Here is a 25,072-nt window from a genome sequence, read left to right as displayed (position 1 = left end):
CTGGCACAACGGATTTTAATTTATGGAGTCTGGTGACTGAACTATGTGGAAAACACTTCATCAATTGGCGATGCCCCCTCGGCTCTATCAGATCTGTGGCTGGTTTATCCCGTGGCTGGCGATTGCCAGCGCGGTGGTACTCATAACGGGATGGGTCTGGGGCTTTGGTTTTGCGCCTGCGGATTATCAGCAGGGGCAGAGCTATCGCATTATTTATCTGCACGTTCCGGCGGCAATCTGGTCGATGGGCATTTATGCCTCGATGGCTGTTGCCGCGTTTATCGGCCTGGTCTGGCAGATGAAAATGGCCAATCTGGCGCTGGCTGCGATGGCGCCGATTGGTGCAGTGTTTACCTTTATTGCGCTGGTGACCGGCTCCGCATGGGGCAAACCGATGTGGGGAACCTGGTGGGTCTGGGATGCTCGACTCACCTCTGAACTGGTACTGTTGTTTCTCTACGTGGGTGCCATTGCGCTGTGGCATGCCTTTGACGACCGCCGTCTGGCAGGTCGTGCCGCCGGTATTCTGGTGCTGATTGGCGTGGTCAACTTACCGATTATCCACTACTCGGTTGAGTGGTGGAATACGCTGCATCAGGGTTCTACCCGCATGCAGCAAAGCATCGATCCGGCGATGCGTACGCCGCTGCGTCTGGCAATCGTCGGCTATCTGTTACTGTTTGTCACGCTGGCGCTGATGCGCATGCGTAACCTGATTTTGATGATGGAAAAACGCCGCCCGTGGGTGAGCGAACTGATCTTAAAAAGAGGCCGCCAATGACCCCTGCATTTGCATCATGGAGTGATTTTTTCGCGATGGGCGGCTACGCCTTGTATGTCTGGCTTGCCGTAGCGATGAGCGTTATCCCGCTGGTGGTGCTGGTACTACATTCCACGTTACAACATCGCGCAATTTTACGCGGTGTAGCGCAGCAGCGGGCGAGAGAAGCGCGTATGCGTGCGGCGCAAGTGCAACGGGAGGCGGCGTGAATATTCGACGTAAAAATCGGTTATGGATAGCCTGTGCGGTACTGGCGGGTCTGGCGTTGACCATTACGCTGGTGCTTTATGCGCTGCGTTCTAATATTGACCTGTTCTATACGCCGGGAGAGATACTCTACGGTAAGCGCGAAACGCAGCAGATGCCCGAAGTCGGTCAGCGCCTGCGCGTGGGCGGAATGGTGATGCCCGGTAGCGTAAAGCGCGATCCGCAATCGCTAAAAGTAAATTTCAGCATCTATGACGCCGAAGGTGTGGTGGATGTCACCTACGAAGGCATTCTGCCGGATCTGTTCCGCGAAGGGCAGGGTGTTGTTGTTCAGGGCGAATTGAACGAAGGAAATCATGTGCAGGCCAAAGAGGTTCTTGCCAAACATGATGAGAATTACACCCCGCCGGAAGTCGAAAAAGCGATGCAGGAAAACCATCGTCGCCCGGAAAGTGTTTATAAGGATAAAACGTCATGATGCCTGAAATTGGCAATGCGCTGTTGTGCCTTGCGCTCGGCGTGGCGTTACTACTGTCAGTCTATCCGCTGTGGGGCGTAGCGCGCGGCGACGTGCGAATGATGGCCTCCGCGCGGCCTTTTGCCTGGGTTCTTTTTATCTGCGTGATGGGGGCGTTCCTGATTCTGGTCAACGCCTTCGTGGTTAATGACTTTACTGTCACCTACGTTGCCAGCAACTCCAATACCCAGCTTCCGGTCTGGTATCGGGTCGCGGCAACCTGGGGGGCTCATGAAGGCTCGCTGTTGCTATGGGTGCTGCTGATGAGCGGCTGGACGTTCGCCGTTGCGGCGTTCAGCCAGCGTATGCCGCTGGACATCGTTGCTCGCGTGCTGGCGGTGATGGGGATGGTAAGCGTTGGCTTTCTGCTGTTTATTCTGTTTACCTCCAACCCGTTTGCCCGTACGTTGCCCAACTTCCCTATTGAAGGGCGCGACCTGAACCCGCTGTTGCAGGATCCGGGACTGATTTTCCATCCGCCGTTGCTGTACATGGGGTATGTCGGCTTCTCCGTGGCCTTCGCGTTTGCGATTGCCGCGCTGATGAGCGGACGACTGGACAGTACCTTCGCCCGTTTTTCGCGTCCGTGGACGCTGGCGGCATGGGTGTTCCTGACGCTGGGTATTGTACTCGGTTCGGCCTGGGCCTATTACGAGCTGGGCTGGGGCGGCTGGTGGTTCTGGGATCCGGTTGAGAACGCCTCGTTTATGCCATGGCTGGTGGGAACGGCGCTGATGCACTCGCTGTCGGTAACCGAACAGCGTGCCAGCTTTAAAGCCTGGACGCTGCTGCTGTCAATCTGCGCATTCTCGCTTTGCCTGTTAGGTACTTTCCTGGTGCGCTCCGGCGTTCTGGTATCGGTGCATGCCTTCGCCTCCGATCCGTCGCGCGGGATGTTTATTCTGGCCTTTATGGTATTGGTGATTGGCGGCTCCCTGTTGCTGTTTGCGGTGCGCGGTCACAAGGTCCGCTCACGGGTGAACAACGCGCTGTGGTCGCGTGAATCTCTGCTGTTGGGCAACAACGTTCTGCTGATTGCCGCCATGCTGGTGGTGCTTTTGGGCACGCTGCTGCCGCTGGTGCACAAACAACTGGGTCTGGGCAGTATTTCGATTGGCGAACCGTTCTTCAACACCATGTTTACCTGGCTGATGGCACCGTTCGCGCTGTTGCTGGGTATTGGGCCATTAGTGCGCTGGGGCCGTGACCGACCGCGTAAACTGAAAACGTTACTGATTATCGCGTTTGTCACCACGCTTGTTCTGTCGCTGCTGCTGCCGTGGTTGTTTGAGGATCGAGTTGCCGCTATGACGGTGGTAGGGCTGGCGATGGCATGCTGGATATTCGTGCTGGCGATGTCCGAAGCATTCCTGCGTGTTTCCCGCGGAACGAAATTAACACCAAGCTATTGGGGCATGGTGTCGGGCCACGTTGGGCTGGCGATTACTATTGTCGGTATTGCCTTCAGCCAGAACTACAGCGTTGAACGCGATGTGCGCATGAAAGCAGGTGATAGCGTCAGTATCCATAACTATCAGTTCACGTTCCGCGAAGTGAAAGATATTACCGGACCTAACTACCGGGGCGGTGTCGCCATTATTGGCGTTACCCGAGATGGTAAACCGGAAGCCACGCTGCATGCGGAAAAACGCTTCTATAACAGCACCAGTTCGATGATGACCGAAGCGGCAATTGACGGCGGATTCACGCGCGATCTGTACGCCGCGCTGGGTGAAGAACTGGATAACGGCGCATGGGCTGTGCGTCTGTACTACAAACCGTTTATTCGCTGGATTTGGGCCGGAGGATTGCTGATGGCGCTGGGCGGATTGTTCTGCCTGTTTGATCCACGCTATCGTCAGCGCGCGCGTCCTCGCGCCGCGGTGCAAAAAAATGCGTCGGAGGCTGTATGAAGCGCAACGCACTGTTAATTCCGTTTATTATTTTTCTGATCATTGCGGCGGCGCTGCTGTGGCAGCTGGCGCGTAACGCTCAGGGAGACGATCCCACGAATCTGGAATCGGCGCTGATCGGCAAACCCGTTCCGACATTCCGCCTGGAGTCGCTGGAGAATCCGGGTCAGCATTATCAGGCCGATGTGCTGACCCAGGGCAAACCGGTACTGCTGAACGTCTGGGCGACCTGGTGTCCGACCTGTCGCGCCGAACATCAGTATCTGAACCAGCTATCTGCACAAGGCGTGCGGGTGGTGGGTCTGAACTATAAAGACGATCGTCAGAAAGCCATTGTCTGGCTGAAAGAGCTGGGCAATCCTTACTCATTAAGCCTGTTTGACGGCGACGGTATGCTCGGTCTGGATCTTGGCGTGTACGGCGCGCCGGAAACGTTCCTGATCGACGGTAAAGGTATTATTCGCTATCGCCATGCTGGTGATTTGAATGCCAGGGTGTGGGAGAGCGAGATCAAACCGTTGTTGGATAAGTACAGTAAGGAGGCTGCGCAATGAGATTTTTACTGGGCCTGCTGATGCTGGTTATCTCGGGATCTGCGCTGGCGACCATCGATGTGATGCAGTTTAAGGATGAAGCGCAGGAGCAGCAGTTCCGTCAGCTTACCGAACAGCTGCGCTGTCCTAAATGTCAGAACAACAGTATCGCCGATTCTAACTCAATGATTGCCACTGACCTGCGCCAGAAAGTGTACGAACTGATGCAGGAAGGGAAAAGCCAGAAAGAGATTGTCGACTACATGGTGGCGCGCTACGGCAACTTTGTCACTTACGATCCGCCGTTGACGCCGCTTACTGTGCTTTTGTGGGTGATGCCGGTGGTAGCGATTGGTTTGGGCGGCTGGATTATTTTTGCCCGTACTCGCCGACGCGTCCGGGTGAAGCTTGAAGAGTTTCCTGACGACGTTATCCCGGATGGCAAGCGCGGTGGATTTGGGTTGTTTGTGCCCGGCATCGTGGTGGCGCTGATCGTTGGCGCGGTGAGCTATTATGAAACCGGCAGCTATAAGCAGGTTCAGGTCTGGCAGCAGGCCACCGCTCAGGCTCCGGCGCTGCTGGAACGCGCGTTGGATCCGAAAGCTGACCCGCTCAATGAAGAAGATATGACACGTCTGGCGCTGGGGCTGCGCACGCGTTTACAAGCCGATCCTACAAACGTTGAAGGTTGGATCATGCTTGGGCGTATTGGCATGGTACTCGGTAACGCCAGTACGGCCACTGAAGCCTATGCCAATGCCTATCGACTGGATCCTAAAAACAGCGATGCGGCGCTGGGTTATGCGGAAGCACTGACCCGTTCATCCGATCCTGACGATAATCGCAGGGGAGGGGAGCTGTTACGCCAGCTGGTGCGCGGCGAGCATGCCAACGTGCGGGTTCTCAGCATGTACGCGTTTAACGCTTTTGAACAGCAGCGCTTTGGTGAGGCGGTTGCGGCATGGGAGATGATGCTGAAATTATTACCGGCCAATGATACCCGTCGGGCGGTGATAGAACGCAGCATTAAGCAGGCGATGGAGCAGCTAACGCCGCAGGAGAAGTAAGAGTCCAGATTGCCCGAAGGCGTGCTGCTTTCGGGCCTGTGCGAGCTTTGTAGGCCGGATAAGACGCTGTTGCGTCGCCATCCGGCATCTCATTGATTACTGCATGCCGCGTGTTTGCAAAAACAGGATGGTGGCAGCAACGCGAGAACGCACGTTGAGTTTGCGCAGCAGGTTACGAATATGCACCTTCACCGTCTGTTCGGAAATATTCAGTACCGACGCAATCTGTTTATTCGACAGCCCCTGAGCCAGCTCGTGTAACACATCCAGTTCGCGTTCGGTGAGAATGCTGAATGGATCTTCCTGCGCACCAAACAGGTCACGTTCGCGCAGATATTCGCTAACACGAGCGCTAAACGCTTTACCACCTTTGGCGCCGTTACGAATGGCTTCCAGCAAGACTTCGGGATCGCTATCTTTCAGTAAATAACCATCCGCGCCGGCATCAATTAAGGCGTACACATCGCTGGCGGCATCCGATACGGTAAGAATAATAATTTGCGCGGTGACGCCGTCCCGACGCAGCGCATTCAGGGTGTCCAGCCCGCTCATACCTTTCATATTGAGATCCAGCAGGATCACATCAAGGTCCAGACGGTTTGCCAGATCGATAGCACTTGCGCCGTCGCCTGCTTCAGCGACTACGTCAAATGCGGGATCCAGTTGCAATAATTGACTAATTCCCCGCCGCATGAGTGGGTGGTCGTCGACAATCAGCACCCGAAAAGGCGTTACTTCAGGCATACTATTCTCCTGAGCTTTTATTAGTATCATTATTGTTTTCAGCGCATCAATCGTCCAGATTCATCGCGCTGATGAGAGGATGAATTTTACCCCAATTTGTGCATGGGTAAGTAGTAAAACCTGTGCTGAAGGCTGCTGTAAAACTCAGGAATGCGGAATCGCAGACATAAAAAAACCAACCGCAAGGGTTGGTTTTTTTGGGGATTTTTGGTCGGCACGAGAGGATTTGAACCTCCGACCCCCGACACCCCATGACGGTGCGCTACCAGGCTGCGCTACGTGCCGACGCTATGGCTGCTAATACTACTGCTTTCCGCTACGAATGCAAGAGGATGCCTCACTAACTGATTTATAATTAATCAGTTAGCAATAAATCGTTTCTCATCCGTCAGAACCTGTAGCAGCAGGCTGAGCTGCGGTTTCTGATCTTTTATTTTCTCGCCACGTAAATCATAGGTCTGATAATTTCCGTTGTTGTTCAGCACCAGCGTCATCTCTGGCGTAGTCACTGCCATCGTGCTGCCGTCGGCGGCGGTCACCCAGTAATGGCGACGTGTAGCATTGAACAAATCCTGCCCCTGCGAGTATTCGTTAGCCGGCGTGCTGACGTGCAGCAGGCGCTGCATCAGCGTCGTCATCAGGTCTGTATGATCGGTCAGGCTATTGATACGCTGGGCAGGTGTTCCCGGCCAGTGAATAACCAGAGGAACCTGCAGATGACCGCGCGACCAGGCAAAGTTGTTCTCTTCCTGAGTCAGCGGCACACCGCGACCCGCGGTAATAATCACCACCGTGTTGTCCAGTTTACCCGAGTCGCGCAGGGCGCTAAGAACACGGTTAATATTGGCATCCACATCCTGAGCGGCGCTGGCGTAGCGTTTGGCAAAGTTCTTCTGGTTGCTGTCATCAAGGTTTGTCCCGTTAAAGGAGACCCAGGAGAACCAGCGATTATCTTCCTGCGCGTAGCGTCCCAGCCAGTTAATCCATTGGCTTGCGGTTTGCTCATCAGATTGCGTTTGCACGCTCGGCATGGAGAAATCTGACAGTAGCGCCTGACGATAAAGCGGGCTGGTAAAGCCATCCGAGGAGAATAGCCCTAACTGATAACCCTGCTGGTTCAGTGCAGAGATCAGCGCCGCAGGCGTTCGGGTCGACAAAATACCGTCCATGTAGCTTGGCGATACGCCATAGAACAGGCCAAAGATCCCGTTATCCGTGGTGTTGCCTGAGCTCATGTGACGCGTAAAGGAGATATTCTGCCCGGCAAACTCAGACAGCGCAGGCATCTGTTTTTCAAAGCGTGAGTAGTTCAGGCCGTCTACGGTGATCAGCAGAACGTTCTGGCCGGTCCCCATATCGCGATAGTGCAGTTCGCTGAGCGGGTACTGCACGGAAACCGCTTCCGGATTGCCCTGTTCGATCAGGCGACGCTGATACTCTTGCGCATCCAGCAGGCCATGTTTTTCCAGAAACTTACGCGCCGTCATCGGGTAAGAGAGTGGCAGGTTTGCGCGCTGCATGGTAATCGGGCGATAGAAATTGGCATCTGCCCAGATATACACCACATGCGAGGCGATAAAAGAAACGAAGAAGAATGCCGCTAACGGTTTGGCGAAATGGCGACGACGCGTCAGGCTGCGCAGCTTTTGCCAGCTCCAGGTCGCAAACAACATTTCTATTAACAGGATAACCGGCACGCTGATAAACAACAGTTGCCAGTCACGCGCCGCTTCATTCTGGTCAGGGTTAATGACCAGTTCCCAGACGATCGGGTTGAGGTGCAGGTGGAAGCGGGTGAAAACTTCGCTGTCGATTAACAACAGCGTCATGCCAGCCGTCGCCAGAATAGCTGATAAGAATCGCATCAGCCTCTGGGACATGACGATAAACGTCAGGGGAAACAGGATTAGCAGATAGGTGGCAAACACCAGAAAGCTAAAATGCCCGACAACGCTCAGGTAGGAATATACACGACCTGCAAGGGTTGTCGGCCAGTCGGCGACAAACAGGTAACGGCTACCGAGAACCATGGCCAACAGAATGTTGAACAAGGCAAACCAGTGCCCCCAGCTAACCATCTGGGAGACTTTCTCACGGTAGCGCTGACGATGAGTTACCATAAACTGTTGTTCGTTTCCCCGGAGCAGGCTCTTAATGCGCTTGGTCGTCGTTTACCGAAGACTGCAATGCGCGGGCAAAAGAGTTGGCAATCGCCTGGCGCTGGGCCGGTGCGATGCTTGTATTTATAAGGTTAGTCACCATGTTTCCCAGAACCATCAGGGAAAGGTCGGTCGGCGCCTTATGTTTTTCCAGTACGTTGAGCATCTCATTCAGCAGTTGTTCAACGTGTTCGTCACTATAGCGGGAAATTTGTGGCATAAATCGAAATCAGTCTGTTCATGAAAGGGCAACATATTACCGTACGGACAGTTTTTTTTCTGCTTTTTTATCTTCTATTGCGTCACTGCCCGGCAGGTGGTTGAATACCGCCCGGTCTAAAAGGAGAGTTTATCATGAGTCTGGATATCAACCAGATTGCCCTGCACCAGCTTATCAAACGTGACGAGCAGAACCTTGAGCTGGTCTTGCGCGATTCATTACTGGAACCGACAGCGACGGTTGTCGATATGATGGCTGAGTTGCATCGGGTGTATAGCGCCAAGAATAAAGCCTATGGCCTGTTTAGCGAAGAGAGTGAACTGGCGCAAACGCTGCGTTTACAGCGTCAGGGCGAAGAGGATTTTCTGGCATTTAGTCGTGCCGCGACCGGACGCTTGCGGGACGAGCTGGCGAAATATCCTTTTGCCGACGGCGGTATTGTCCTGTTCTGCCATTACCGCTATCTGGCGGTAGAGTATCTGCTGGTCGCCGTGCTGAACAATTTAAGCAGCATGCGCGTCAATGAAAATCTGGATATCAATCCGACGCACTATCTGGATATCAATCATGCGGACATCGTGGCGCGTATTGATTTAACCGAGTGGGAAACCAATCCGGAGTCCACGCGCTATCTGACGTTCCTGAAAGGGCGGGTCGGGCGTAAAGTCGCCGATTTCTTTATGGATTTCCTCGGTGCCAGCGAAGGTCTGAACGCCAAAGCGCAAAACCGTGGCCTGCTGCAGGCGGTCGATGACTTTACCGCCGAGGCGCAACTCGATAAAGCCGAACGCCAGAACGTGCGTCAGCAGGTGTACAGCTACTGTAACGAGCAGTTGCAGGCTGGTGAAGAGATCGAGCTAGAGTCGCTGTCTAAAGAGCTTTCCGGCGTCAGTGAAGTCAGCTTCAGCGAATTTACCGCTGATAAAGGCTACGAGCTGGAAGAGAGCTTCCCTGCGGATCGCAGTACGCTGCGTCAGTTAACCAAATTTGCCGGCAGCGGCGGTGGGTTAACCATTAACTTCGACGCCATGTTACTGGGTGAGCGTATTTTCTGGGATCCGGCGACAGACACCTTGACCATCAAAGGTACGCCGCCGAACCTGCGCGATCAGCTCCAGCGTCGCACGTCGGGCGGGAAATAAGGGCATACTACATAAAAGGACGCAGTAGTGAGTAAAGGAATACGTCAGAAGCCGTCTGTTAATTTCAGTTTATTTCGGCAGGTTTTGTACGCGCACATTGTAACATTTTTGATGATGTTGATGCTTGGTATTGTGTTCACAGTTCTCTCGTTGGTACTGTTTTATACTCATGGTGCCAACTGGTTACTGAGTTTGTTCATATGCCCACTGTTCTTATTTACTGGTTTATTTATTACTGGATTTGCTTTTAAATCAACCTATTCCAGCATGAGTTACTATTACGATAAGGGGCAGTTGAAACGGTATGGACTCAATCTTGATGCTACTTTGACACGTAAAGAGAAGGTGGAAATAAGCATCGATAATGCAAAGCGTCGAGTGCGTGTAGATGAACTGGAACTCCATGTCTTTTTTGATTTTCAGTTTGATAGCAAGAGATGGAGCGGCGGCGACTTACTTACCAATGAAAAGGTATTTGATGCGTTGAATGAAGGGCAAACTATACCAATACGAATTTTGCCGTGGAAACCGGAAAGTGCCAGCGTTCGTCAACGGGCATTATTCAATCGGCTTAAAGGTATGATTACAGCAGCGGAAACTACAGATCCTCGATTAGGGGAGGCGTTAATTGAATTTGACGAGATTTAAGAAAGCGGAAAAGCAAAGTGGGTTCTCGTTGCTCTTAATGTCGTCAAACTAAATTAAACGCATAAAAAAACCCCGCCGAGGCGGGGTTTTCTTCAACTTCCAGGCGATTACGCGCGAACGAAGTCGATGTGGGACAGCTTCGGCTTGAACGGGTGACGCTGTACAGCCTGAGCTTTAACTTTAACTTCTTTACCGTCAACAACGATGGTCAGAACTTCGCTGTAGAATTCAGCTTTAGCTTGCATGTTCATAACTGCATCGTGATCCAGTTCGATAGCAATCGGGGCTTCTGCGCCACCGTAGATGATTGCCGGGAACTTGTTAGCGGCACGCAGGCGGCGGCTCGCACCCTTACCCTGCTCTTTACGTACTTCAGCGTTGATAGTAAACATTTAAATCTCTCTTTAATAATTCCTGCTACAGGCGACCCAGCAACAGGTAAGTGATCTGCTTTGCGTATGCAAAAGCGGGCGAGATTCTATACTCAAACGGCTGGTACATCAATCAAAAGTACGATTAACCGCGTAATTCATGTGCCCGACGAAAGCGACCTTCATAATCGAAGACCTTTTCACGGACCTGCCAGTACTGACCTTTCATACGCGCCACCACGAAATCAGGATGCCGTAACAACGCCTGCTGATTGAGGATATCGGCGGCGGTTATCCAGCGTAAGGGTATACCGGGTGTTCGGGTGTGCGGGCGAATAAACAGTTGTTCGAAGGCCGTACGCTGCGCGGGAGTGTGCAGGCGAAAGCGTTCGCTGACGTCAGCGCCGTCTTCATCGTAATAGGTGATTTTCAGCCATTCGCCTTTATCATCCTGCCCGTTTTGTAACACCATACCGCTACAGCGCAGGACCAGCGCATCTTTGAGCCTGAGCGCGGCTTTCAGCATGTCATCCGGGTCAACCAGCACCGTGTCGCACTCGCGACAACGGCGGGCGGCGATGTCATTTTCCGCGTTGCACTGTGGGCAGTTTTTAAAACGGAAACGAAAATCGCACTGTTCGCGATGGCCGTCATCATCTTCAAACCATCCCTGGCAGCGGCGGCCAAAATGTTCAATCAGCGTGCCGTCTGCCGTGGTTTTGCCCCAGAAGGTGTTTGCAAATCCGCAGGCAGGACAGAACACCTGTACCGGAACGTTGTCGCTTTTCCCTTTCGGAGCACCCACTTCCGGTGCGTACAGATCGTGCGGGTTGCCGGCGTAATCGAGGATCAGACAGTCGGTTTTACCCGGTGCAAGGCGCAACCCACGACCAACAATTTGTTGGTAAAGGCTAACAGACTCTGTTGGGCGCAGAATGGCGATAAGGTCGACGTGCGGGGCATCGAAGCCGGTGGTCAGGACCGATACATTCACCAGATAGCGAAAACGCTGGGCTTTGAACTCTTCAATCAGCACGTCGCGCTCAGCGCCTGGCGTATCTCCAGTGATTAGCGCGGCGTCGTCAGCGGGCAGCAGGCCCTGAATTTCTTTGGCGTGCTCAACGGTGGCGGCGAAAATCATCACCCCTTTGCGGGTTTGGGCAAACTCGATAATCTGGCTGATGATATGTGGCGTTATTCGCTGCTGCTTTTTCAGCTCCTGATTCAGATCTGCTTCGCTAAACAGGCCGTTACTCTGCGCCTGCAGGCGACTAAAGTCATACTGCACGACCGGCATGTCGAGGCGTTCTGGCGGCGTCAGGTAGCCGTGTTTAATCATGTAGCGCAGTGGTAATTCATAAATGCAGTCGCGAAACAGCGCTTTTTCATCGCCGCGCACCATACCATGATAATGAAAATGATAAATCCAGCCCTTGCCCAAACGAAAAGGTGTGGCGGTAAGCCCGAGCAGACGTAAGTGGGGATTTACTTTAGTCAGGTGAGTGAGGATTTGCTGATACTGACTCTCTTCATCATCGCCAATACGGTGGCATTCATCGACGATCAGCAGTGAGAATTCACCCTGAAAGGCCTCCAGATTTCGCGCTACCGACTGTACGCTGCCAAAGACTACTTTCCCGTGGCTCTCTTTACGCTTCAGGCCTGCGGCAAAAATATCGGCTTCAAGCCCCAGCGCACAATATTTGGCATGGTTTTGTGCGACCAGTTCTTTGACGTGCGCCAGTACCAGTACGCGACCACGTGCCACGCGGGCCAGTTCAGCAATCACCAGACTTTTGCCCGCGCCGGTTGGCAGGACGATAACCGCCGGGGTGCGGTGGTGGCGAAAATGGTTGAGCGTGGCGTCCACGGCTTCTTTTTGGTACGGGCGAAGAGTAAAAATCATGAGCTCATTAAGGTAAACAGCAACAATGTATAGTATGCCATGAATCATTTCCCTTGAGGGATGGTGTAACACCGCTATACTGGGCGGATAATAGTCCCACTTTTCGGGCGTAAACCCGCTTCTCGTATTTTTACAGGCAAAAATCACACTCATGCGACTTGATAAATTTATCGCTCAGCAACTCGGCGTCAGCCGCGCTATTGCCGGGCGTGAGATCCGTGCTAACCGCGTTACCGTCGACGGTGAAATCGTTAAAAACAGTGCCTTTAAGCTGCTACCAGAACACGACGTCGAATATGACGGTAATTCCCTGGTTCAACAAAATGGCCCGCGCTATTTTATGCTGAATAAGCCTCAGGGTTATGTTTGCTCAACGGATGACCCGGATCATCCGACGGTGCTCTATTTCCTTGATGAACCGGTTGCCTACAAATTGCATGCGGCAGGGCGTCTGGATATCGACACCACCGGACTGGTACTGATGACCGATGACGGACAGTGGTCACATCGTATCACCTCTCCTCGTCACCATTGCGAGAAAACCTATCTGGTGACGCTGGAGTCGCCAGTGGCAGACGATACCGCCGAGCAGTTTGCCCATGGCGTACAGTTGCATAATGAGAAAGACCTGACCAAACCGGCTGTTCTGGAGGTCATTACGCCAACTCAGGTGCGATTGACCATCAGCGAAGGGCGTTATCATCAAGTAAAACGTATGTTTGCCGCGGTGGGTAACCACGTTGTGGAACTGCACCGTGAACGAATTGGTGACATCAGGCTTGATGACGATCTGGAGCCGGGTGAATACCGTCCATTGACCGAAGAAGAAATCGCCAGCGTTAACTTAACCCCGCGTTAATTTCAGGAGCTAAATGTGACCACCCGGCAGAACTCGTCAATTGCCATAGTCTTTATCCTTGGCTTGTTAGCCATGCTAATGCCGTTGTCGATTGATATGTATCTTCCGGCGCTACCTGTTATCTCAGAACAGTTTGGTGTGCCTGCGGGTAGCGCGCAGATGACCCTCAGTACCTATATTCTGGGGTTTGCAGTGGGGCAGTTGCTCTATGGCCCAATGGCTGACAGCATTGGGCGCAAGCCGGTGATTCTGGGCGGAACGCTGGTGTTTGCGGCGGCGGCAGTGGCCTGCGCCCTGGCGCAAACTATCGATCAACTGATCGTGATGCGTTTCTTCCACGGTCTGGCTGCTGCGGCGGCGAGCGTGGTAATCAACGCCCTGATGCGCGATATCTATCCAAAGGAAGAGTTCTCGCGCATGATGTCATTCGTCATGTTGGTCACCACGATAGCGCCATTACTGGCACCTATCGTGGGTGGTTGGGTGCTGGTATGGCTGAGCTGGCACTATATCTTTTGGATCCTCGCCATGGCGGCTGTTCTGGCGTCGGTGATGATCTTTACGCTGATCAAAGAGACCCTGCCTGTAGAGCGTCGCCAGCCGTTTCGCCTGCGTACCACTATTGGCAACTTTGCCTCGCTGTTTCGTCATAAACGAGTGCTGAGCTATATGCTGGCCAGTGGGTTCAGCTTTGCCGGGATGTTCTCGTTTCTGAGCGCCGGACCCTTTGTTTACATTGAGATCAACCACGTTTCACCGCAGCATTTCGGTTATTACTTCGCATTGAACATCGTATTCCTGTTCGTGATGACTATCATCAACAGCCGCTTTGTGCGTCGGGTTGGGGCATTGAATATGTTCCGTACCGGTCTGTGGATCCAGTTCGTGATGGCGGGATGGATGGTCTTTAGCGCACTGTTTGGGCTGGGGTTCTGGGCTCTGGTCGTGGGCGTTGCGGCGTTTGTTGGCTGTGTATCGATGGTGTCATCAAACGCCATGGCGGTTATTCTGGATGAATTTCCGCATATGGCGGGAACGGCGTCATCGCTGGCTGGGACATTCCGCTTTGGCATTGGCGCCATTGTCGGGGCCCTGTTGTCTCTGGCGACCTTTAACTCGGCCTGGCCAATGATATGGTCGATCGCATTTTGCGCTACCTGCTCAATTCTCTTCTATCTTTACGCCAGTCGCGCTCAAAAACGGTGATCTATTACACAACCTGGGGGCCATAAGGTCTCCAGAGTTGATGTACATCAACCGCAAATCTATCATTTCCCCCGCTTATGTTTATTTTATGTAAAATCAATTTATGTAAAAAGTCACATCATTGTAGTTAAAAAGGTTGAGTTAGATCGCAGAAACTAGTACATATAGCCCGGAAATATGCCAGAACCGTTGAATAAATTTAATTACTGGGTTCTGTAAGCAGCATAAGTACTGGATGTAAACGTTTACCAACTGTCTAAAGACGTATTGTCAATGATGTGTTAATATTGATGTAAAATAATTGTGAAGTGATTGTGCTTCCAGGGAAAGAAAGTGATGACATTACAACTCTCAATCGTTCATCGTCTGCCGCAGAGCTATCGTTGGTCGGTGGGTTTCGCAGGTTCGAAAGTTGAACCGATTCCGCAAAACGGTCAGAGTAATGAGAACAGCCTGGTGGCACTCAAATTGCTCAGTCCTGATGGTGACAGCGCGTGGTCAGTCATGCATAAGCTCAGCCAGGCCCTCAGTGATATCGAGGTTCCTTGTTCCGTACTGGAATGTGAAGGAGAGCCGTGCCTGTTTGTGAATCGTCAGGACGAATTTGCCGCGACCTGCAGACTGAAAAACTTCGGCGTGGCTATCGCAGAACCGTTTTCAAACAACAATCCTTTTTGAGCGTCAGCTTAGCGCGAGCAGCTGACGCGTATAGGCCTGCTGTGGTGCGTTAAAGACGTGCTCGCATTGCCCTTGCTCCACGACCTCTCCCTGACGTAGCACAATAACCTGATGGCATAATGCGCGTACTACGTGCAAATCATGGCTGATAAAAATATAAGCCAGCCGATGCTTTTCCTGTAAGGATTTTAACAACGTCAGGATTTGCGCCTGTACGGTCCTGTCGAGCGACGATGTTGGTTCATCCAGAATGATCAGGGAAGGTTTGAGAATCAATGCTCTGGCAATAGCAATGCGTTGGCGTTGTCCGCCAGAAAACTCCGCAGGATAACGATGTCGCGTTTCGCTATCCAATCCCACTTCCGCCATTACCGCTTTCACCTGTGCCTCGCGTTGTTCGGCTGACAGGGTAGGCTGATGAACGCGCAACCCCTCCTCGATAATCTGTAGCACGCTCAGGCGTGGGTTCAGCGAGGAGTTGGGATCCTGAAATACCACCTGAATACGGTGACGGACCGGCAACAGCTGGCGTCGATTTAAGGTATGCAGTGCCAGCCCATCGAACACAATGCTTCCCTGCGAGGTGATTAACCGCAGAAGCGCCAGCCCGGTGGTGCTTTTTCCTGAGCCTGACTCTCCCACCAGCCCCAGCGTTTCACCGGGCCGGAGGGAAAAACTGACGTCGTTAACGACGACGTTGTGGTCCACCACGCGTTTCAGGATACCTTTGCGGATAGGAAAGGCGACGCGGAGTTTTTCCACTTCCAGCAACGGAGCTTGCCCGACAGGTAAAGGTACCGGGTCGCCGGAAGGTTCGCTGTTTAACAATTTCTTCGTGTAGGGATGCGTTGGCGCAGTGAGCAACTGTGCTGCTCTATTTTGCTCAACGCACTGGCCGTTTTGCATGACCGCCACGGTATCGGCAAGCTTTTTCACAATGCTCAGGTTGTGGGTGATGAACAGTAATCCCATGTTCAGTTCGTGCTGTAGTTCCCTCAGCAGTTGCAGGATCTGTGCCTGGACGGAAACGTCCAGCGCGGTAGTCGGTTCATCGGCAATAAGCAGCTCAGGTCGTGTCAGCAGTGCCATGGCGATCATCACGCGCTGGCGTTCACCGCCGGACAGTTGGTGCGGGTAATCTGCGAGACGTTTGGCTGCCTGACGGATGCCTACGCGATCCAGGCAGGTCAGGATTTCTGCCCGCGCCGCCTCCCGACGCATTCCCCTATGCAGCGACAGCACTTCATAAAGCTGTTTTTCCAGATTGTGGAGCGGGTTCAGTGACACCATCGGCTCCTGGAAAATCATGGCGATTTTATTCCCCCGTACGCCGCGAAGCGTCTGCTCGTTGGCGTGAAGTAATGATTCACCATGAAAACGGATGTCCCCGGAAGGGTAAACTACCGGAGGGGACGGTAACAACCGTAGGATAGAAAGCGCGGTCACGCTTTTCCCCGAGCCAGACTCGCCCACCAGCGCTAGCGTTTGTCCGGCATCAACCCGTAGTGAGAGGGCATTGACTACGGTGCGCACGGTCTCTTGTTGACGAAAACCTACCGATAAATTTTCAATGGCTAACAGAGGTTGTGTCATTTTAAATCGCCTTGTTGGGATCAAACGCATCGCGTACCGCTTCACCAATAAAGATCAGTAGCGATAGTAGCAGGGCAACGGAGATGAACGCGGTGATGCCAAGCCACGGTGCCTGCAGGTTGTTTTTACCCTGCAACAGGAGTTCTCCCAGTGATGGCGAGCCAAGCGGTAAACCGAACCCAAGAAAATCCAGTGAGGTCAGGGTGGTTATCGAGGCGCATAAAATAAACGGTAAAAAAGTCAGGGCCGCGACCATCGCGTTGGGCAGCATATGACGCAGAATAATACTGCGATCGCTTACGCCTAGCGCTTGAGCGGCTCGAATGTAATCAAAGTTTCGGGTACGTAAAAATTCCGCGCGCACCACGCCAACCAGACTCATCCAGCCAAACAGTACGGTAATGCCCAGCAGCCACCAGAAGTTAGGCTGGACCACGCTCGACAATAGGATGATGAGAAACAGCGTTGGCATTCCTGACCAAACTTCAATGAATCGTTGCCCCCACAGGTCCACCTTGCCGCCATAATAGCCCTGAATTGCGCCAGCCATAATGCCCATCACGCTCGAACAGAGGGTGAGCATTAGACCAAACAAGACAGAAATACGTGTGCCGTAGAGGATGCGCGCCAGTACATCACCGCCGTTGGCGTCTGTTCCCAGCCAGTTTTGTGCGGAAGGCGGGGAAGGGAAGGGCTTATCGGTGGCAAAGTTAATGCTGGTGGCCCCAAAGCGTATTGGTGCCCACAGGATCCAGCCCTGGTTTTCCAGGCGCTGTTGTAGCCACGGGTCCTGATAATCAGCCTGAGTCGCCAGCGGTCCGCCGAAGTCGCTTTCACTGTAGTTTTTGAACAGGGGGAAATACCAGCTATTGTCGTAGCGCACCAGTAGCGGCTTATCATTGGCAATCAGTTCTGAACACAGGCTAAGACCGAACAGCACCAGAAAAATCCACAGCGACCAGTAGCCGCGACGATTGTGGCGAAAGCGCGCCCAGCGGGCCTGATTGACGGGGCTTAATCGCGACATTAGCGTCCCTCAAAATCAATACGAGGATCGACCAGCGTATAGCTGATGTCGCTGAGGATATTCAGCAGCAGACCGATCAGGGTGAAGATATAAAGCGTGCCAAACATTACCGGGTAGTCGCGTGATACGGTGGATTCATAACCCAGCAATCCCAGGCCGTTAAGTGAGAACATCACTTCAATCAGCAGTGAGCCGGTAAAAAACATGCTGATAAACGTTGCCGGGAAGCCGGCGATCACCAGCAACATGGCATTGCGAAACACATGTTTCCACAGAATATTTTTCTCGCTGACCCCTTTAGCGCGTGCGGTGACGACATATTGTTTGCGCACCTCATCCAGAAATGAGTTCTTGGTCAGCATAGTCAGTGCGGCAAACCCACCAACCACCGTCGCCAGCACCGGCAGGGTAATATGCCAAAGGTAGTCGGTTACTTTCTGATACCAGGGCAGGGAGTCAAAATTGGCGGAAACCAGCCCGCGTAGCGGGAACAGATCGTAATAGCTTCCCCCGGCAAAAAAGACGATCAGCAAAATCGCAAACAGAAATGCCGGGATGGCATAGCCGATAATAATAAATGCGCTGCTCCAGACATCAAACCGGCTGCCGTTATGCACCGCCTTGCGGATCCCAAGCGGTATCGACACCATGTAGATGATGAGCGTACTCCACAGCCCCAGCGTGATGGAAACAGGCAGGCTGTCTTTGATAAGCGTCAGCACCGAGGCGCTACGAAACAGGCTGTCACCGAAATCGAAACGAATGTAATCCCAGAGCATTTTGAAGTAACGCTCATGAATGGGCTTATCGAACCCATAGCGGCGAGTGATTTCGGCGATCACTTCCGGGTCCAGACCCCGGCCACCTCGATAATTACTGTCGCTGATGTTACCCACGCCGGTTTGCGCGTGGCTGGCGCGAACGCCTTCGCTACCCGCGCCGGGTAATGCCCCGCTTTGCCCGAACTCAATGGCGGCGACGGCCTGTTCAACCGGGCCGCCTGGGGCAATTTGCACGATAAAAAAGTTGATGGTGATGATGGCCCAAAGCGTTGGGATCACCAGCAGTAGACGTCGAATCAGATAAGCGCCCATTTACTCTCCCTGCCGTCTGGCTGCGGGTAGCTTCGCCGATTTGTTGACGTCATACCACCAGTTATCGAGGCCGATGGTGTAAATTGGGCGAATAGCAGGATGTGAAAATTTATCCCACCAGGCGATACGATCCTCGGCCATGTACCACATTGGCAACATGTAGTAGTTCCAGGTTAATACCCTGTCCAGTGCCCGGCCCAGTGGGATCAATTTGGCTTTATCACCTTGCGCCGCGATGATTTGGTCGATCAGTTTATCAATCACCGGGCTTTGTACGCCGGGGGCGTTGTAGCTGGAATCAATATATTGAGAGGCCCACAGAATTTGCAGGTCCGAACTCGGCCACGGCATCGCGCGATACAACCTCGGCATCATGTCATAGTCGCGACTGCGCAGGCGGTTCGTGATTTGTGAGTTATCCACCTGGCGGATATTCATGGTAATACCTAAGCGCTGCAGGTTGTGCTGGAACGGCAGCACCCATTGACTGTTGCTGCCCGCCGGGAGCAACAGTTCAAAGCTCAGAGGTTTACCGCTGGCGCTGTTTACGCGCTGCTGACCCTTTAGTGCCCACCCGGCCTGCTCCAGTAAGGTATCGGCTTTCAACAGGTTGTCGCGATCGTAGCCATCGCCTTTTGATTTTGGCGGCTGATAGATTTGGCTAAAGACCTCAGGGGGGAGATCTTTTTTCAAGGGCGCGAGTATCACCAGTTCATCAGCGTCGGGGTATTTTGTCGCGGCATATTCGGTATTCTGAAAATAGCTGTTGGTCCGGCTCCAGGCATTATAGAACAGCGCTTTATTCATCCATTCAAAATCAAAGGCCAGCGTGATGGCTTCCCGTACCCGTCGGTCGCTGAATACCGGACGCTGAATATTAAATGCCAGCCAGCGGGTATCCTGCGCGGATTCGTTCTTTTGTTCATCTTTGATGATGTAGTGATTCGCGAAATTTTTCCCGGTATAACGCGTCGCCCAGTTTTTGGCATCATTTTCAAGACGCAGATCAAACGCACCGGCCTTAAACGCTTCAAAGGCGACGTTATCATCCAGATAGTAGTCGTAGCGGATGGTATCAAAGTTCCAGCGTCCACGATTGACGGGCAGATTAGCGGCCCAATAATCTTTGACGCGCGAATAGACAATATACTGGCCCATCTTCCATTTCGTAATGCGATAAGGGCCGCTGGCGAGCGGTGGCGATGATAAGGGATCGCTGAGCTTATGATCTTTCCAGTACTTCTCTGGCATTACGGGTAATGAAAACAGGCTGAGCATGTCCTCTTTACCCGGTTTGGCTAATTCAATGCGTACGGTTAATGGCGCGATGGCTTTTACCGTTGTTCCCTTGTAGACCAGACGAAACTGCGGCACGCCTTCAGTCATAAATTTGTGGAAGGTGAATGCGACGTCGCGGGCGGTAATGGGTGAGCCATCGTGAAAACGCGCTCGTGGATTAATGGCAATTTCTACCCAGGAATAGTCGTCAGCGTAGCGCGCGCTGTCGGCAATGAGCGGGTAATAGCTACCAGGTTCATCGTCAGAGGTCGTAAACAACGTATCGTAAAGCGTTTCGGTACGTGCACCGGGGTTACCGCGCATCGCGTAGCGGTTAAAGTTGTCAAATGTGCCAATGGCGGACAGGGTGATTTGACCCCCTTTAGGGGCTGCGGGATTCACATAATCGAAGTGATTAAAGTTAAATGCGTACTTCGGTTCACCCAGTACGGCAAAAGCATAGCTTTCTTTGATGGATTGCGCCTGGGCGCTAAACCCGATGAGGGTAATAAACAGAAGCAGTACGCGAGGGATCATATAAAAGCGATTTCCTTTTCCTGCCACAACCCGACGGGCATCATGCCTGAAAGATAAGGGATGTAGCGGCGAGTGAGAGTATATGAATCGCATACTGCGATCACCACGTCGGCTTATTAGGCTGTGCCATCCAACGCACAAAATCAGCAAGCTTTAATGGTCGGCTAATCCAGTATCCCTGGAAAAAATGCACCCCACGATCGCGCAGCCAACGGGCTTGCTCAGGAGTTTCTACCCCTTCCGCAACCGTCAGCATATTAAGACGTTTAGAAAGTGTCAACACGGCGTCCAGAACCGGAGAGGTCAGGGTTTCCGTCCCGATGGCGTTAATAAATCCGCGATCGATTTTCAGGTAGTCAACGGTAAAGCGTTCCAGATAAATAAGCGCGCTATGGCCGGTGCCAAAATCATCAATCGCAATTTCAAAACCTGCGGAATGTAGCCATTCAAATAGCTTTGTGGCCTCGTGCTGATTGAGCATATCTCGTTCAGTGATTTCCAGCACTAACTGAAAATAGTTTGCGGGAAGTGAAGCGTGCAGGTGCCGGATGTCGTCTTTAAATGTCTCGCCATGCAGATGCGATGGCGCGATATTGATCCCCAATTTTGCGCCAGCGGGTAACACTTTTTGCAGCGCCGGGGCATCCTGGGCGATCAACTTAAAGAGATGCTGAGTCAGCGGGACAATCATTTTCTGTGATTCAGCGTAATGAATAAAGGCATCCGGTGGGATCTCGCCCGTTGTTGGGTGATTCCAACGTAACAGAACCTCGACGCCTTTCACTTCCAGCGTTTGCATCTCTACGACGGGCTGGTACACCACATAAAACTGGTTATGCTTGATGGCGTTGAGGATATCTTTGCCTGGGCGTAAACGGATGCTGTAGATGTAGTACCAGAGGAGAAGGGCGGCAATAATCCCGGCCATACATCCCAACAAAATAGAATACCAGACGTCGGTATAGCTCCACTCTTGTGCGTATAAGCGAATTTTAAGCGGGATCCCTTCAAGAGTGGCCTGCCGCCAGGAGGTATGAGGAAGAGCGGAAACATCGATGATTCGCGATGAGAATGTCGAAATTGCGGTATTACCGACGATAATCGCAATACCGTCAAAATCATCCTGCCGGGCGGTATAGAGCAGATAAGGTGCCAGATTGATATTCAGTGAGGTAAATACGCCGCTATCGTTGAACGACGCGTTTCGGTGCCAAATCATGATCGCTGGTTTGTCCGGCATCATGGGCGTACCGGGAAGTAATTCCACATCAATATTTCTGCTGATATCGAGGTTCGGGATCAAATCTAAAATCGGAGTGAACATGGAACCTGTTGCGGAAGAGCAGAAAGCGATACCGTCTTTTACCAGTAAGAAAGCGCGAACGTTCAGGCTAAAGGCTGCACTGGAGGTCAGTTTAGCGCCAACTTGTTGGCAACTGTTGGCAACCAGCGGCTGAAGGGCATCGGTGGTGGTTTTGAGGTCGGTAAAGTAGCTGCTGACGTAATTCTGGATATCGGCAAGGAGCGTGTCGTACTTAACTTCTCGTTTATGCCAGGTGACGAAAAACTGCAGGGTACTCACGAGTATTGCGACGATAAGCCCCGTTAACATACAGGAAAGCAGGATTTTCCGACCGGATGAAGAAGAGCGTCTGAACATAGATCCTTATTTTACCTGATTTAACCGCTTACTCTGTATGAATATAACCTGAAATGACTCATGTTGTGAGATTTTTCTTAGTCGCAGGGGGAAACAAAAAAGCACCGCCGAAGCAGTGCTTTTGGAATGTCTCATCAGGATAGCCAAGGGATAGCTGCCAAACGAAACTAACTGCGGCTCAGAACCCGGCGAGCTTCGTTGTAACGTTTTTTCCAGTAAGGCTCGTTCATGCTGGAAATGATAACGCCACTGCTGGTCGAGGCATGTACAAACTGGTTGTTACCGATATAAATACCGACGTGACGGCCAGTAGAACCAGCACGGAACAGAACCAGATCGCCTGTGCGCAGATTAGTGCGCGAAACGGATTTTCCCGTTTCCTGTTGTTCATAGGTTGAGCGCGGAAGCTCTAAACCAAATTGCTCGCGGAATGTACGCTGCACGAAGCTTGAGCAATCAATACCTTTTTTGGTGCTGCCGCCAAGGCGGTAACGCACGCCTTTCCAGTCAGCATACTGGTCCATAATACGTGATTTAACATCGATATTACGTACCATATTTTCAAATTCATCCTGAGAGGCTTGCAGTGAAGAGTTATCTCCATTGCCCACAGCATGCGTCTCAGAATGCATATTCTTGGCGGTGTTCGTTGTGCTACATGCAGAAAGCAGAACCGCAACTGCTATCGCGGGTATGCCCCGCAAGATATATCTCAAAATCGGTTGAGATTTGACCATTTTGTTTGTTTTCCCTTGAAGTCCTTAACGATAAATATCGTTATAAAAAATGCCAAACGTGACGAGACTAATTACCATCGCACGATGAGACAATTCCTTAAGGTCAAATCTGTGGCAGAACGCACAAATTTATTCTGAAAGGGAATAATTATCCCGCGAGGCAAAACGAGTTCGAGATTACCCGATCGTTCCGGTCAATGCGAGTGATTTTACGTGATTTCTTATAAGAAAAATTGATACAGAAAGTGAATAAACGGCATTGTCTAAATTAAGAACAATCAGGGTAAAAAATACGCAACCCACTCATTTTAAACATGAATAAGATGACAGGAGAATGACAATCAGAATGATGAAATATTGCCCGGCATCATCAGGGAATCAGAAGTATCCCTGATGATGTTAATTACTCTGCGTTATTTGTTTAAAAATTGTTTGTTTTTGCCGGGTAGATAATTCACGAACAGAGTGACTAATCGGTCGCTTAATGGCGTCATTAGCCACCAGGGAAGGCCAATCAAGACCACCGTCATGGAACCAACCACGATATCGGTGAGCCAGTGGGCGCCAATCATTACGCGCGGGAAGGCAAAAACCACAGCAATAATAAGGCCGATTATTCCTGCGACTTTTCCGAAATAACGCAGCATGAATGCGGAAAAAATAAGCAGCATCATGCCGTGATCGCCAGGAAAACTGTCTTTCGACGCATCTTTGGTCGGAATATGCAGCAGTTCGCTGACGCGATAAATATTATCCAGCATAAGCGTGGGACTGGCGCGTTTAACGGGAATAAGCGCTTGGCCCAGCTGGTTTAATACCACTGCAGTGAGCAGCATAACCAAACCAATTGCCACAATGCGTCGGCGACCTTCCGACGTCTCTTTGAGCCAAAAGTGCAGCATCAATGCGCCCATAGCCAGCAATGAGCAGCCATCAAATGCCCGATTATTGGTGATAGCAACAACCCATAAGAACAGTGGGCTTTCCGCCAGTTTATGATTAAAGAAGCGGAAAACGCCCGTATCGAGTGAAGACCAGAACCCATGCCCGGCTGGAATATACCAGGACAGAAACAGTGCCAGACCAGCAATATTAAGCAGGAGGATTAAAGGGTATCGGGTTTTCATCGTCGTTTACCATTGCTAAAAACGAAGGCAACCTTACGCGCTAGCGTCTAAACGAAGTCTCAACAACGCGCTCTGTAACGCATTCCAGTCAGTCTCGGTATCGGCGATGAGTTCAATACGGCTATCCGGTGGTGCGACGTTTTGCGTCTCTATATGCCAGTCGTCTCCCTGGCGGTTAATGCGTACCAGTCCTTCTTTAATACGCATTACCCCCTTCACGCGCCCAACCGGGGCAAGACGCGACCATTCCAGCAGACCGATGGTATCGAACACCGTATCGGCGTCAAAAATCCAACCGCAGGCCTGATGGCCCTGACCGCTGTTCAGGCTACGACGCCAGCGCTGCTGTGCGGGTAAGCTCAACGCTGCCAGCCCCTTTTTGTTGGCATGGCTATGGGCGTGCTCCGCGCTTACAGGAAGCTCCGCCAGGTTTAGTCGGGGCAAATCCAGTAGCTGTCCGTCAATTTGCCCATGGTCGGCATGAACCAACTGTCGATTACCGCCGTAGTGTTGCCACCAGCTTTGCAGGGCGTTTTCGCTTTCCGTCGTGGCACGGTCGGTTTTGTTGGCAACAATGATATCAGCGGCGGCCAGCTGATCGCGGAAATTGTCATTGGCGACGCTTTTCTCATCCAGTAACAGGCGAGGATCAAGGATACAAAGGGTTGCGCGCAGATCGATCCACGGCTCATAAACCGGTGCGGTGAGTAAATCCAGAATCTGTTTGGGATGCCCGAGGCCGGTGGGTTCAATCAGCAGGCGGTCGGGTTTCCCCTGACGCAGCAGCGTATTGAGGCCAACCTGCATTGGCAGACCGTTAACACAGCACATACAGCCGCCAGGGATCTCTTTTAGCAGCGCACCGCTGTCGGCCAGCAACGCGCCATCAATGCCAACTTCGCCAAACTCATTAACCAGCACGGCCCACTTCTCAGCAGGGTCTTTGTTTGCCAACAAATGAAGAATAGAGGTGGTTTTGCCACTGCCGAGAAAACCGGTGATGAGATTGGTTTTAGTCACATTTACTCCAGAATCATAAATTACCGTAATGGCATTTAACAATCCTGG

Annotated in this window: 24 protein-coding genes and 1 tRNA gene; 11 read left to right on the top strand and 14 right to left on the bottom strand. The window is 52.1% G+C overall.

Going from position 1 to position 25,072, the window contains the following annotated elements; genetic code table 11:
• Positions 1-43: 43 nt before the first annotated feature.
• The 6 genes from OGX86_RS11315 to OGX86_RS11290 are packed head-to-tail and all read left to right on the top strand — an operon-like array spanning position 44 to position 5,018.
• The gene (locus tag OGX86_RS11315; RefSeq protein WP_003027538.1) at positions 44-781 is read left to right on the top strand and encodes a heme ABC transporter permease; all 738 of its coding nucleotides are present in this window, start codon (positions 44-46) and stop codon (positions 779-781) included.
• On the top strand, positions 778-990 hold the full coding sequence (gene ccmD / locus OGX86_RS11310; RefSeq protein ID WP_048215892.1) for a heme exporter protein CcmD: 213 nt from the start codon (positions 778-780) through the stop codon (positions 988-990). The genes OGX86_RS11315 and ccmD overlap by 4 nt, the downstream gene beginning before the upstream one ends.
• Positions 987-1,466 (top strand): cytochrome c maturation protein CcmE, encoded by a 480-nt coding sequence (gene ccmE, locus OGX86_RS11305; RefSeq protein WP_016150677.1) that lies wholly within the window; start codon positions 987-989, stop codon positions 1,464-1,466. Before ccmD ends, ccmE begins: the two co-directional genes overlap by 4 nt.
• Positions 1,463-3,418 carry a heme lyase CcmF/NrfE family subunit gene (locus OGX86_RS11300; protein WP_048224655.1) on the top strand — a complete coding sequence of 652 codons (1,956 nt, stop codon included), beginning with the start codon at positions 1,463-1,465 and terminating at the stop codon, positions 3,416-3,418. Before ccmE ends, OGX86_RS11300 begins: the two co-directional genes overlap by 4 nt.
• A complete protein-coding gene (gene dsbE / locus OGX86_RS11295; protein ID WP_286640063.1) occupies positions 3,415-3,972 on the top strand; it encodes a thiol:disulfide interchange protein DsbE in 558 nt (185 codons plus the stop codon). The genes OGX86_RS11300 and dsbE overlap by 4 nt, the downstream gene beginning before the upstream one ends.
• Positions 3,969-5,018: a cytochrome c-type biogenesis protein CcmH gene (locus OGX86_RS11290; RefSeq protein ID WP_032944027.1), complete on the top strand. Its 1,050-nt coding sequence runs from the start codon at positions 3,969-3,971 to the stop codon at positions 5,016-5,018. The genes dsbE and OGX86_RS11290 overlap by 4 nt, the downstream gene beginning before the upstream one ends.
• Positions 5,019-5,114: 96 nt before the next feature.
• Here the strand turns inward: OGX86_RS11290 and narP are convergent, their stop codons facing one another.
• The 4 genes from narP to OGX86_RS11270 all read right to left on the bottom strand — a co-directional run bounded on the left by narP (position 5,115) and on the right by OGX86_RS11270 (position 8,141).
• Positions 5,115-5,762, bottom strand: coding sequence for a nitrate/nitrite response regulator protein NarP (gene narP / locus OGX86_RS11285; protein WP_003834605.1), 648 nt, complete (start codon positions 5,760-5,762; stop codon positions 5,115-5,117).
• Between the two features lie 208 nt (positions 5,763-5,970).
• A tRNA-Pro gene (locus tag OGX86_RS11280) sits at positions 5,971-6,047 on the bottom strand.
• Positions 6,048-6,121: 74 nt separating this feature from the next.
• Positions 6,122-7,882: an LPS biosynthesis-modulating metalloenzyme YejM gene (yejM, locus tag OGX86_RS11275; protein ID WP_286640062.1), complete on the bottom strand. Its 1,761-nt coding sequence runs from the start codon at positions 7,880-7,882 to the stop codon at positions 6,122-6,124.
• Positions 7,883-7,913: 31 nt separating this feature from the next.
• Entirely contained in the window at positions 7,914-8,141 is a 228-nt protein-coding gene (locus OGX86_RS11270; protein WP_003027506.1) for a YejL family protein, read from the bottom strand.
• A 134-nt stretch (positions 8,142-8,275) separates the two neighbouring features.
• On the opposite strand from OGX86_RS11270, the gene yejK reads away from it, so the two are divergent.
• Positions 8,276-9,283 carry a nucleoid-associated protein YejK gene (yejK, locus tag OGX86_RS11265; RefSeq protein WP_003027504.1) on the top strand — a complete coding sequence of 336 codons (1,008 nt, stop codon included), beginning with the start codon at positions 8,276-8,278 and terminating at the stop codon, positions 9,281-9,283.
• Positions 9,284-9,310: 27 nt separating this feature from the next.
• Positions 9,311-9,931 (top strand): hypothetical protein, encoded by a 621-nt coding sequence (locus OGX86_RS11260; protein WP_048224653.1) that lies wholly within the window; start codon positions 9,311-9,313, stop codon positions 9,929-9,931.
• Positions 9,932-10,038: 107 nt separating this feature from the next.
• On the opposite strand, the gene rplY is transcribed toward OGX86_RS11260, so the two are convergent.
• Positions 10,039-10,323 (bottom strand): 50S ribosomal protein L25, encoded by a 285-nt coding sequence (rplY, locus tag OGX86_RS11255; RefSeq protein ID WP_003027502.1) that lies wholly within the window; start codon positions 10,321-10,323, stop codon positions 10,039-10,041.
• A gap of 124 nt (positions 10,324-10,447) precedes the next feature.
• On the bottom strand, positions 10,448-12,208 hold the full coding sequence (gene radD, locus OGX86_RS11250) for a DNA repair helicase RadD (protein WP_008785292.1): 1,761 nt from the start codon (positions 12,206-12,208) through the stop codon (positions 10,448-10,450).
• Between the two features lie 151 nt (positions 12,209-12,359).
• Here radD and rsuA point away from each other — a divergent pair, with 151 nt between their 5' ends.
• The 3 genes from rsuA (at position 12,360) to OGX86_RS11235 (ending at position 14,951) form a co-directional block, all read left to right on the top strand.
• Entirely contained in the window at positions 12,360-13,067 is a 708-nt protein-coding gene (gene rsuA, locus OGX86_RS11245; protein WP_008785291.1) for a 16S rRNA pseudouridine(516) synthase RsuA, read from the top strand.
• A 15-nt stretch (positions 13,068-13,082) separates the two neighbouring features.
• Entirely contained in the window at positions 13,083-14,273 is a 1,191-nt protein-coding gene (locus tag OGX86_RS11240; RefSeq protein ID WP_003834584.1) for a Bcr/CflA family multidrug efflux MFS transporter, read from the top strand.
• Positions 14,274-14,606: 333 nt separating this feature from the next.
• Positions 14,607-14,951 (top strand): YejG family protein, encoded by a 345-nt coding sequence (locus tag OGX86_RS11235; protein ID WP_085951589.1) that lies wholly within the window; start codon positions 14,607-14,609, stop codon positions 14,949-14,951.
• Positions 14,952-14,954: 3 nt separating this feature from the next.
• Here OGX86_RS11235 and yejF read toward each other — a convergent pair whose 3' ends face one another.
• From yejF to OGX86_RS11195, 8 genes are all read right to left on the bottom strand, one after another.
• Positions 14,955-16,544 (bottom strand): microcin C ABC transporter ATP-binding protein YejF, encoded by a 1,590-nt coding sequence (gene yejF, locus OGX86_RS11230; protein ID WP_212025235.1) that lies wholly within the window; start codon positions 16,542-16,544, stop codon positions 14,955-14,957.
• Between the two features lies 1 nt (position 16,545).
• The gene (locus OGX86_RS11225; protein ID WP_003834577.1) at positions 16,546-17,571 is read right to left on the bottom strand and encodes an ABC transporter permease; all 1,026 of its coding nucleotides are present in this window, start codon (positions 17,569-17,571) and stop codon (positions 16,546-16,548) included.
• Positions 17,571-18,665 carry a microcin C ABC transporter permease YejB gene (locus OGX86_RS11220; RefSeq protein WP_048224647.1) on the bottom strand — a complete coding sequence of 365 codons (1,095 nt, stop codon included), beginning with the start codon at positions 18,663-18,665 and terminating at the stop codon, positions 17,571-17,573. The genes OGX86_RS11225 and OGX86_RS11220 overlap by 1 nt, the downstream gene beginning before the upstream one ends.
• Positions 18,666-20,480, bottom strand: a complete 1,815-nt coding sequence (locus OGX86_RS11215; RefSeq protein ID WP_286640058.1) for an extracellular solute-binding protein — start codon at positions 20,478-20,480, stop codon at positions 18,666-18,668.
• Between the two features lie 100 nt (positions 20,481-20,580).
• Complete coding sequence (locus OGX86_RS11210; protein ID WP_136392149.1) at positions 20,581-22,140, bottom strand: cyclic di-GMP phosphodiesterase; 1,560 nt, start codon at positions 22,138-22,140, stop codon at positions 20,581-20,583.
• 167 nt (positions 22,141-22,307) lie between these two features.
• Positions 22,308-22,877, bottom strand: a complete 570-nt coding sequence (gene mepS, locus OGX86_RS11205; protein WP_003834567.1) for a bifunctional murein DD-endopeptidase/murein LD-carboxypeptidase — start codon at positions 22,875-22,877, stop codon at positions 22,308-22,310.
• A gap of 413 nt (positions 22,878-23,290) precedes the next feature.
• Complete coding sequence (locus tag OGX86_RS11200; RefSeq protein WP_286640055.1) at positions 23,291-24,004, bottom strand: phosphatase PAP2 family protein; 714 nt, start codon at positions 24,002-24,004, stop codon at positions 23,291-23,293.
• 33 nt (positions 24,005-24,037) lie between these two features.
• Positions 24,038-25,024: a CobW family GTP-binding protein gene (locus OGX86_RS11195; protein ID WP_118262681.1), complete on the bottom strand. Its 987-nt coding sequence runs from the start codon at positions 25,022-25,024 to the stop codon at positions 24,038-24,040.
• Positions 25,025-25,072: the final 48 nt, after the last annotated feature.

This window comes from Citrobacter sp. Cpo040, assembly GCF_030332915.1.
GTDB lineage: Bacteria > Pseudomonadota > Gammaproteobacteria > Enterobacterales > Enterobacteriaceae > Citrobacter > Citrobacter portucalensis.
The sequence above is the reverse complement of the archived record's forward strand: the minus strand, read 5'-3'. Positions and strand labels throughout refer to the sequence as shown.

Excerpts from the sequence above, each read along its gene's own strand:
- OGX86_RS11315 (WP_003027538.1), top strand. The coding sequence starts at position 44 with ATGTGGAAAACACTTCATCAATTGGCGATGCCCCCTCGGCTCTATCAG.
- ccmD (WP_048215892.1), top strand. The coding sequence starts at position 778 with ATGACCCCTGCATTTGCATCATGGAGTGATTTTTTCGCGATGGGCGGC.
- OGX86_RS11300 (WP_048224655.1), top strand. The coding sequence starts at position 1,463 with ATGATGCCTGAAATTGGCAATGCGCTGTTGTGCCTTGCGCTCGGCGTG.
- dsbE (WP_286640063.1), top strand. The coding sequence starts at position 3,415 with ATGAAGCGCAACGCACTGTTAATTCCGTTTATTATTTTTCTGATCATT.
- OGX86_RS11290 (WP_032944027.1), top strand. The coding sequence starts at position 3,969 with ATGAGATTTTTACTGGGCCTGCTGATGCTGGTTATCTCGGGATCTGCG.
- narP (WP_003834605.1), bottom strand. The coding sequence starts at position 5,762 with ATGCCTGAAGTAACGCCTTTTCGGGTGCTGATTGTCGACGACCACCCA.
- yejM (WP_286640062.1), bottom strand. The coding sequence starts at position 7,882 with ATGGTAACTCATCGTCAGCGCTACCGTGAGAAAGTCTCCCAGATGGTT.
- OGX86_RS11270 (WP_003027506.1), bottom strand. The coding sequence starts at position 8,141 with ATGCCACAAATTTCCCGCTATAGTGACGAACACGTTGAACAACTGCTG.
- yejK (WP_003027504.1), top strand. The coding sequence starts at position 8,276 with ATGAGTCTGGATATCAACCAGATTGCCCTGCACCAGCTTATCAAACGT.
- rplY (WP_003027502.1), bottom strand. The coding sequence starts at position 10,323 with ATGTTTACTATCAACGCTGAAGTACGTAAAGAGCAGGGTAAGGGTGCG.
- radD (WP_008785292.1), bottom strand. The coding sequence starts at position 12,208 with ATGATTTTTACTCTTCGCCCGTACCAAAAAGAAGCCGTGGACGCCACG.
- rsuA (WP_008785291.1), top strand. The coding sequence starts at position 12,360 with ATGCGACTTGATAAATTTATCGCTCAGCAACTCGGCGTCAGCCGCGCT.
- yejF (WP_212025235.1), bottom strand. The coding sequence starts at position 16,544 with ATGACACAACCTCTGTTAGCCATTGAAAATTTATCGGTAGGTTTTCGT.
- OGX86_RS11225 (WP_003834577.1), bottom strand. The coding sequence starts at position 17,571 with ATGTCGCGATTAAGCCCCGTCAATCAGGCCCGCTGGGCGCGCTTTCGC.
- OGX86_RS11220 (WP_048224647.1), bottom strand. The coding sequence starts at position 18,665 with ATGGGCGCTTATCTGATTCGACGTCTACTGCTGGTGATCCCAACGCTT.
- OGX86_RS11215 (WP_286640058.1), bottom strand. The coding sequence starts at position 20,480 with ATGATCCCTCGCGTACTGCTTCTGTTTATTACCCTCATCGGGTTTAGC.
- OGX86_RS11210 (WP_136392149.1), bottom strand. The coding sequence starts at position 22,140 with ATGTTCAGACGCTCTTCTTCATCCGGTCGGAAAATCCTGCTTTCCTGT.
- mepS (WP_003834567.1), bottom strand. The coding sequence starts at position 22,877 with ATGGTCAAATCTCAACCGATTTTGAGATATATCTTGCGGGGCATACCC.
- OGX86_RS11200 (WP_286640055.1), bottom strand. The coding sequence starts at position 24,004 with ATGAAAACCCGATACCCTTTAATCCTCCTGCTTAATATTGCTGGTCTG.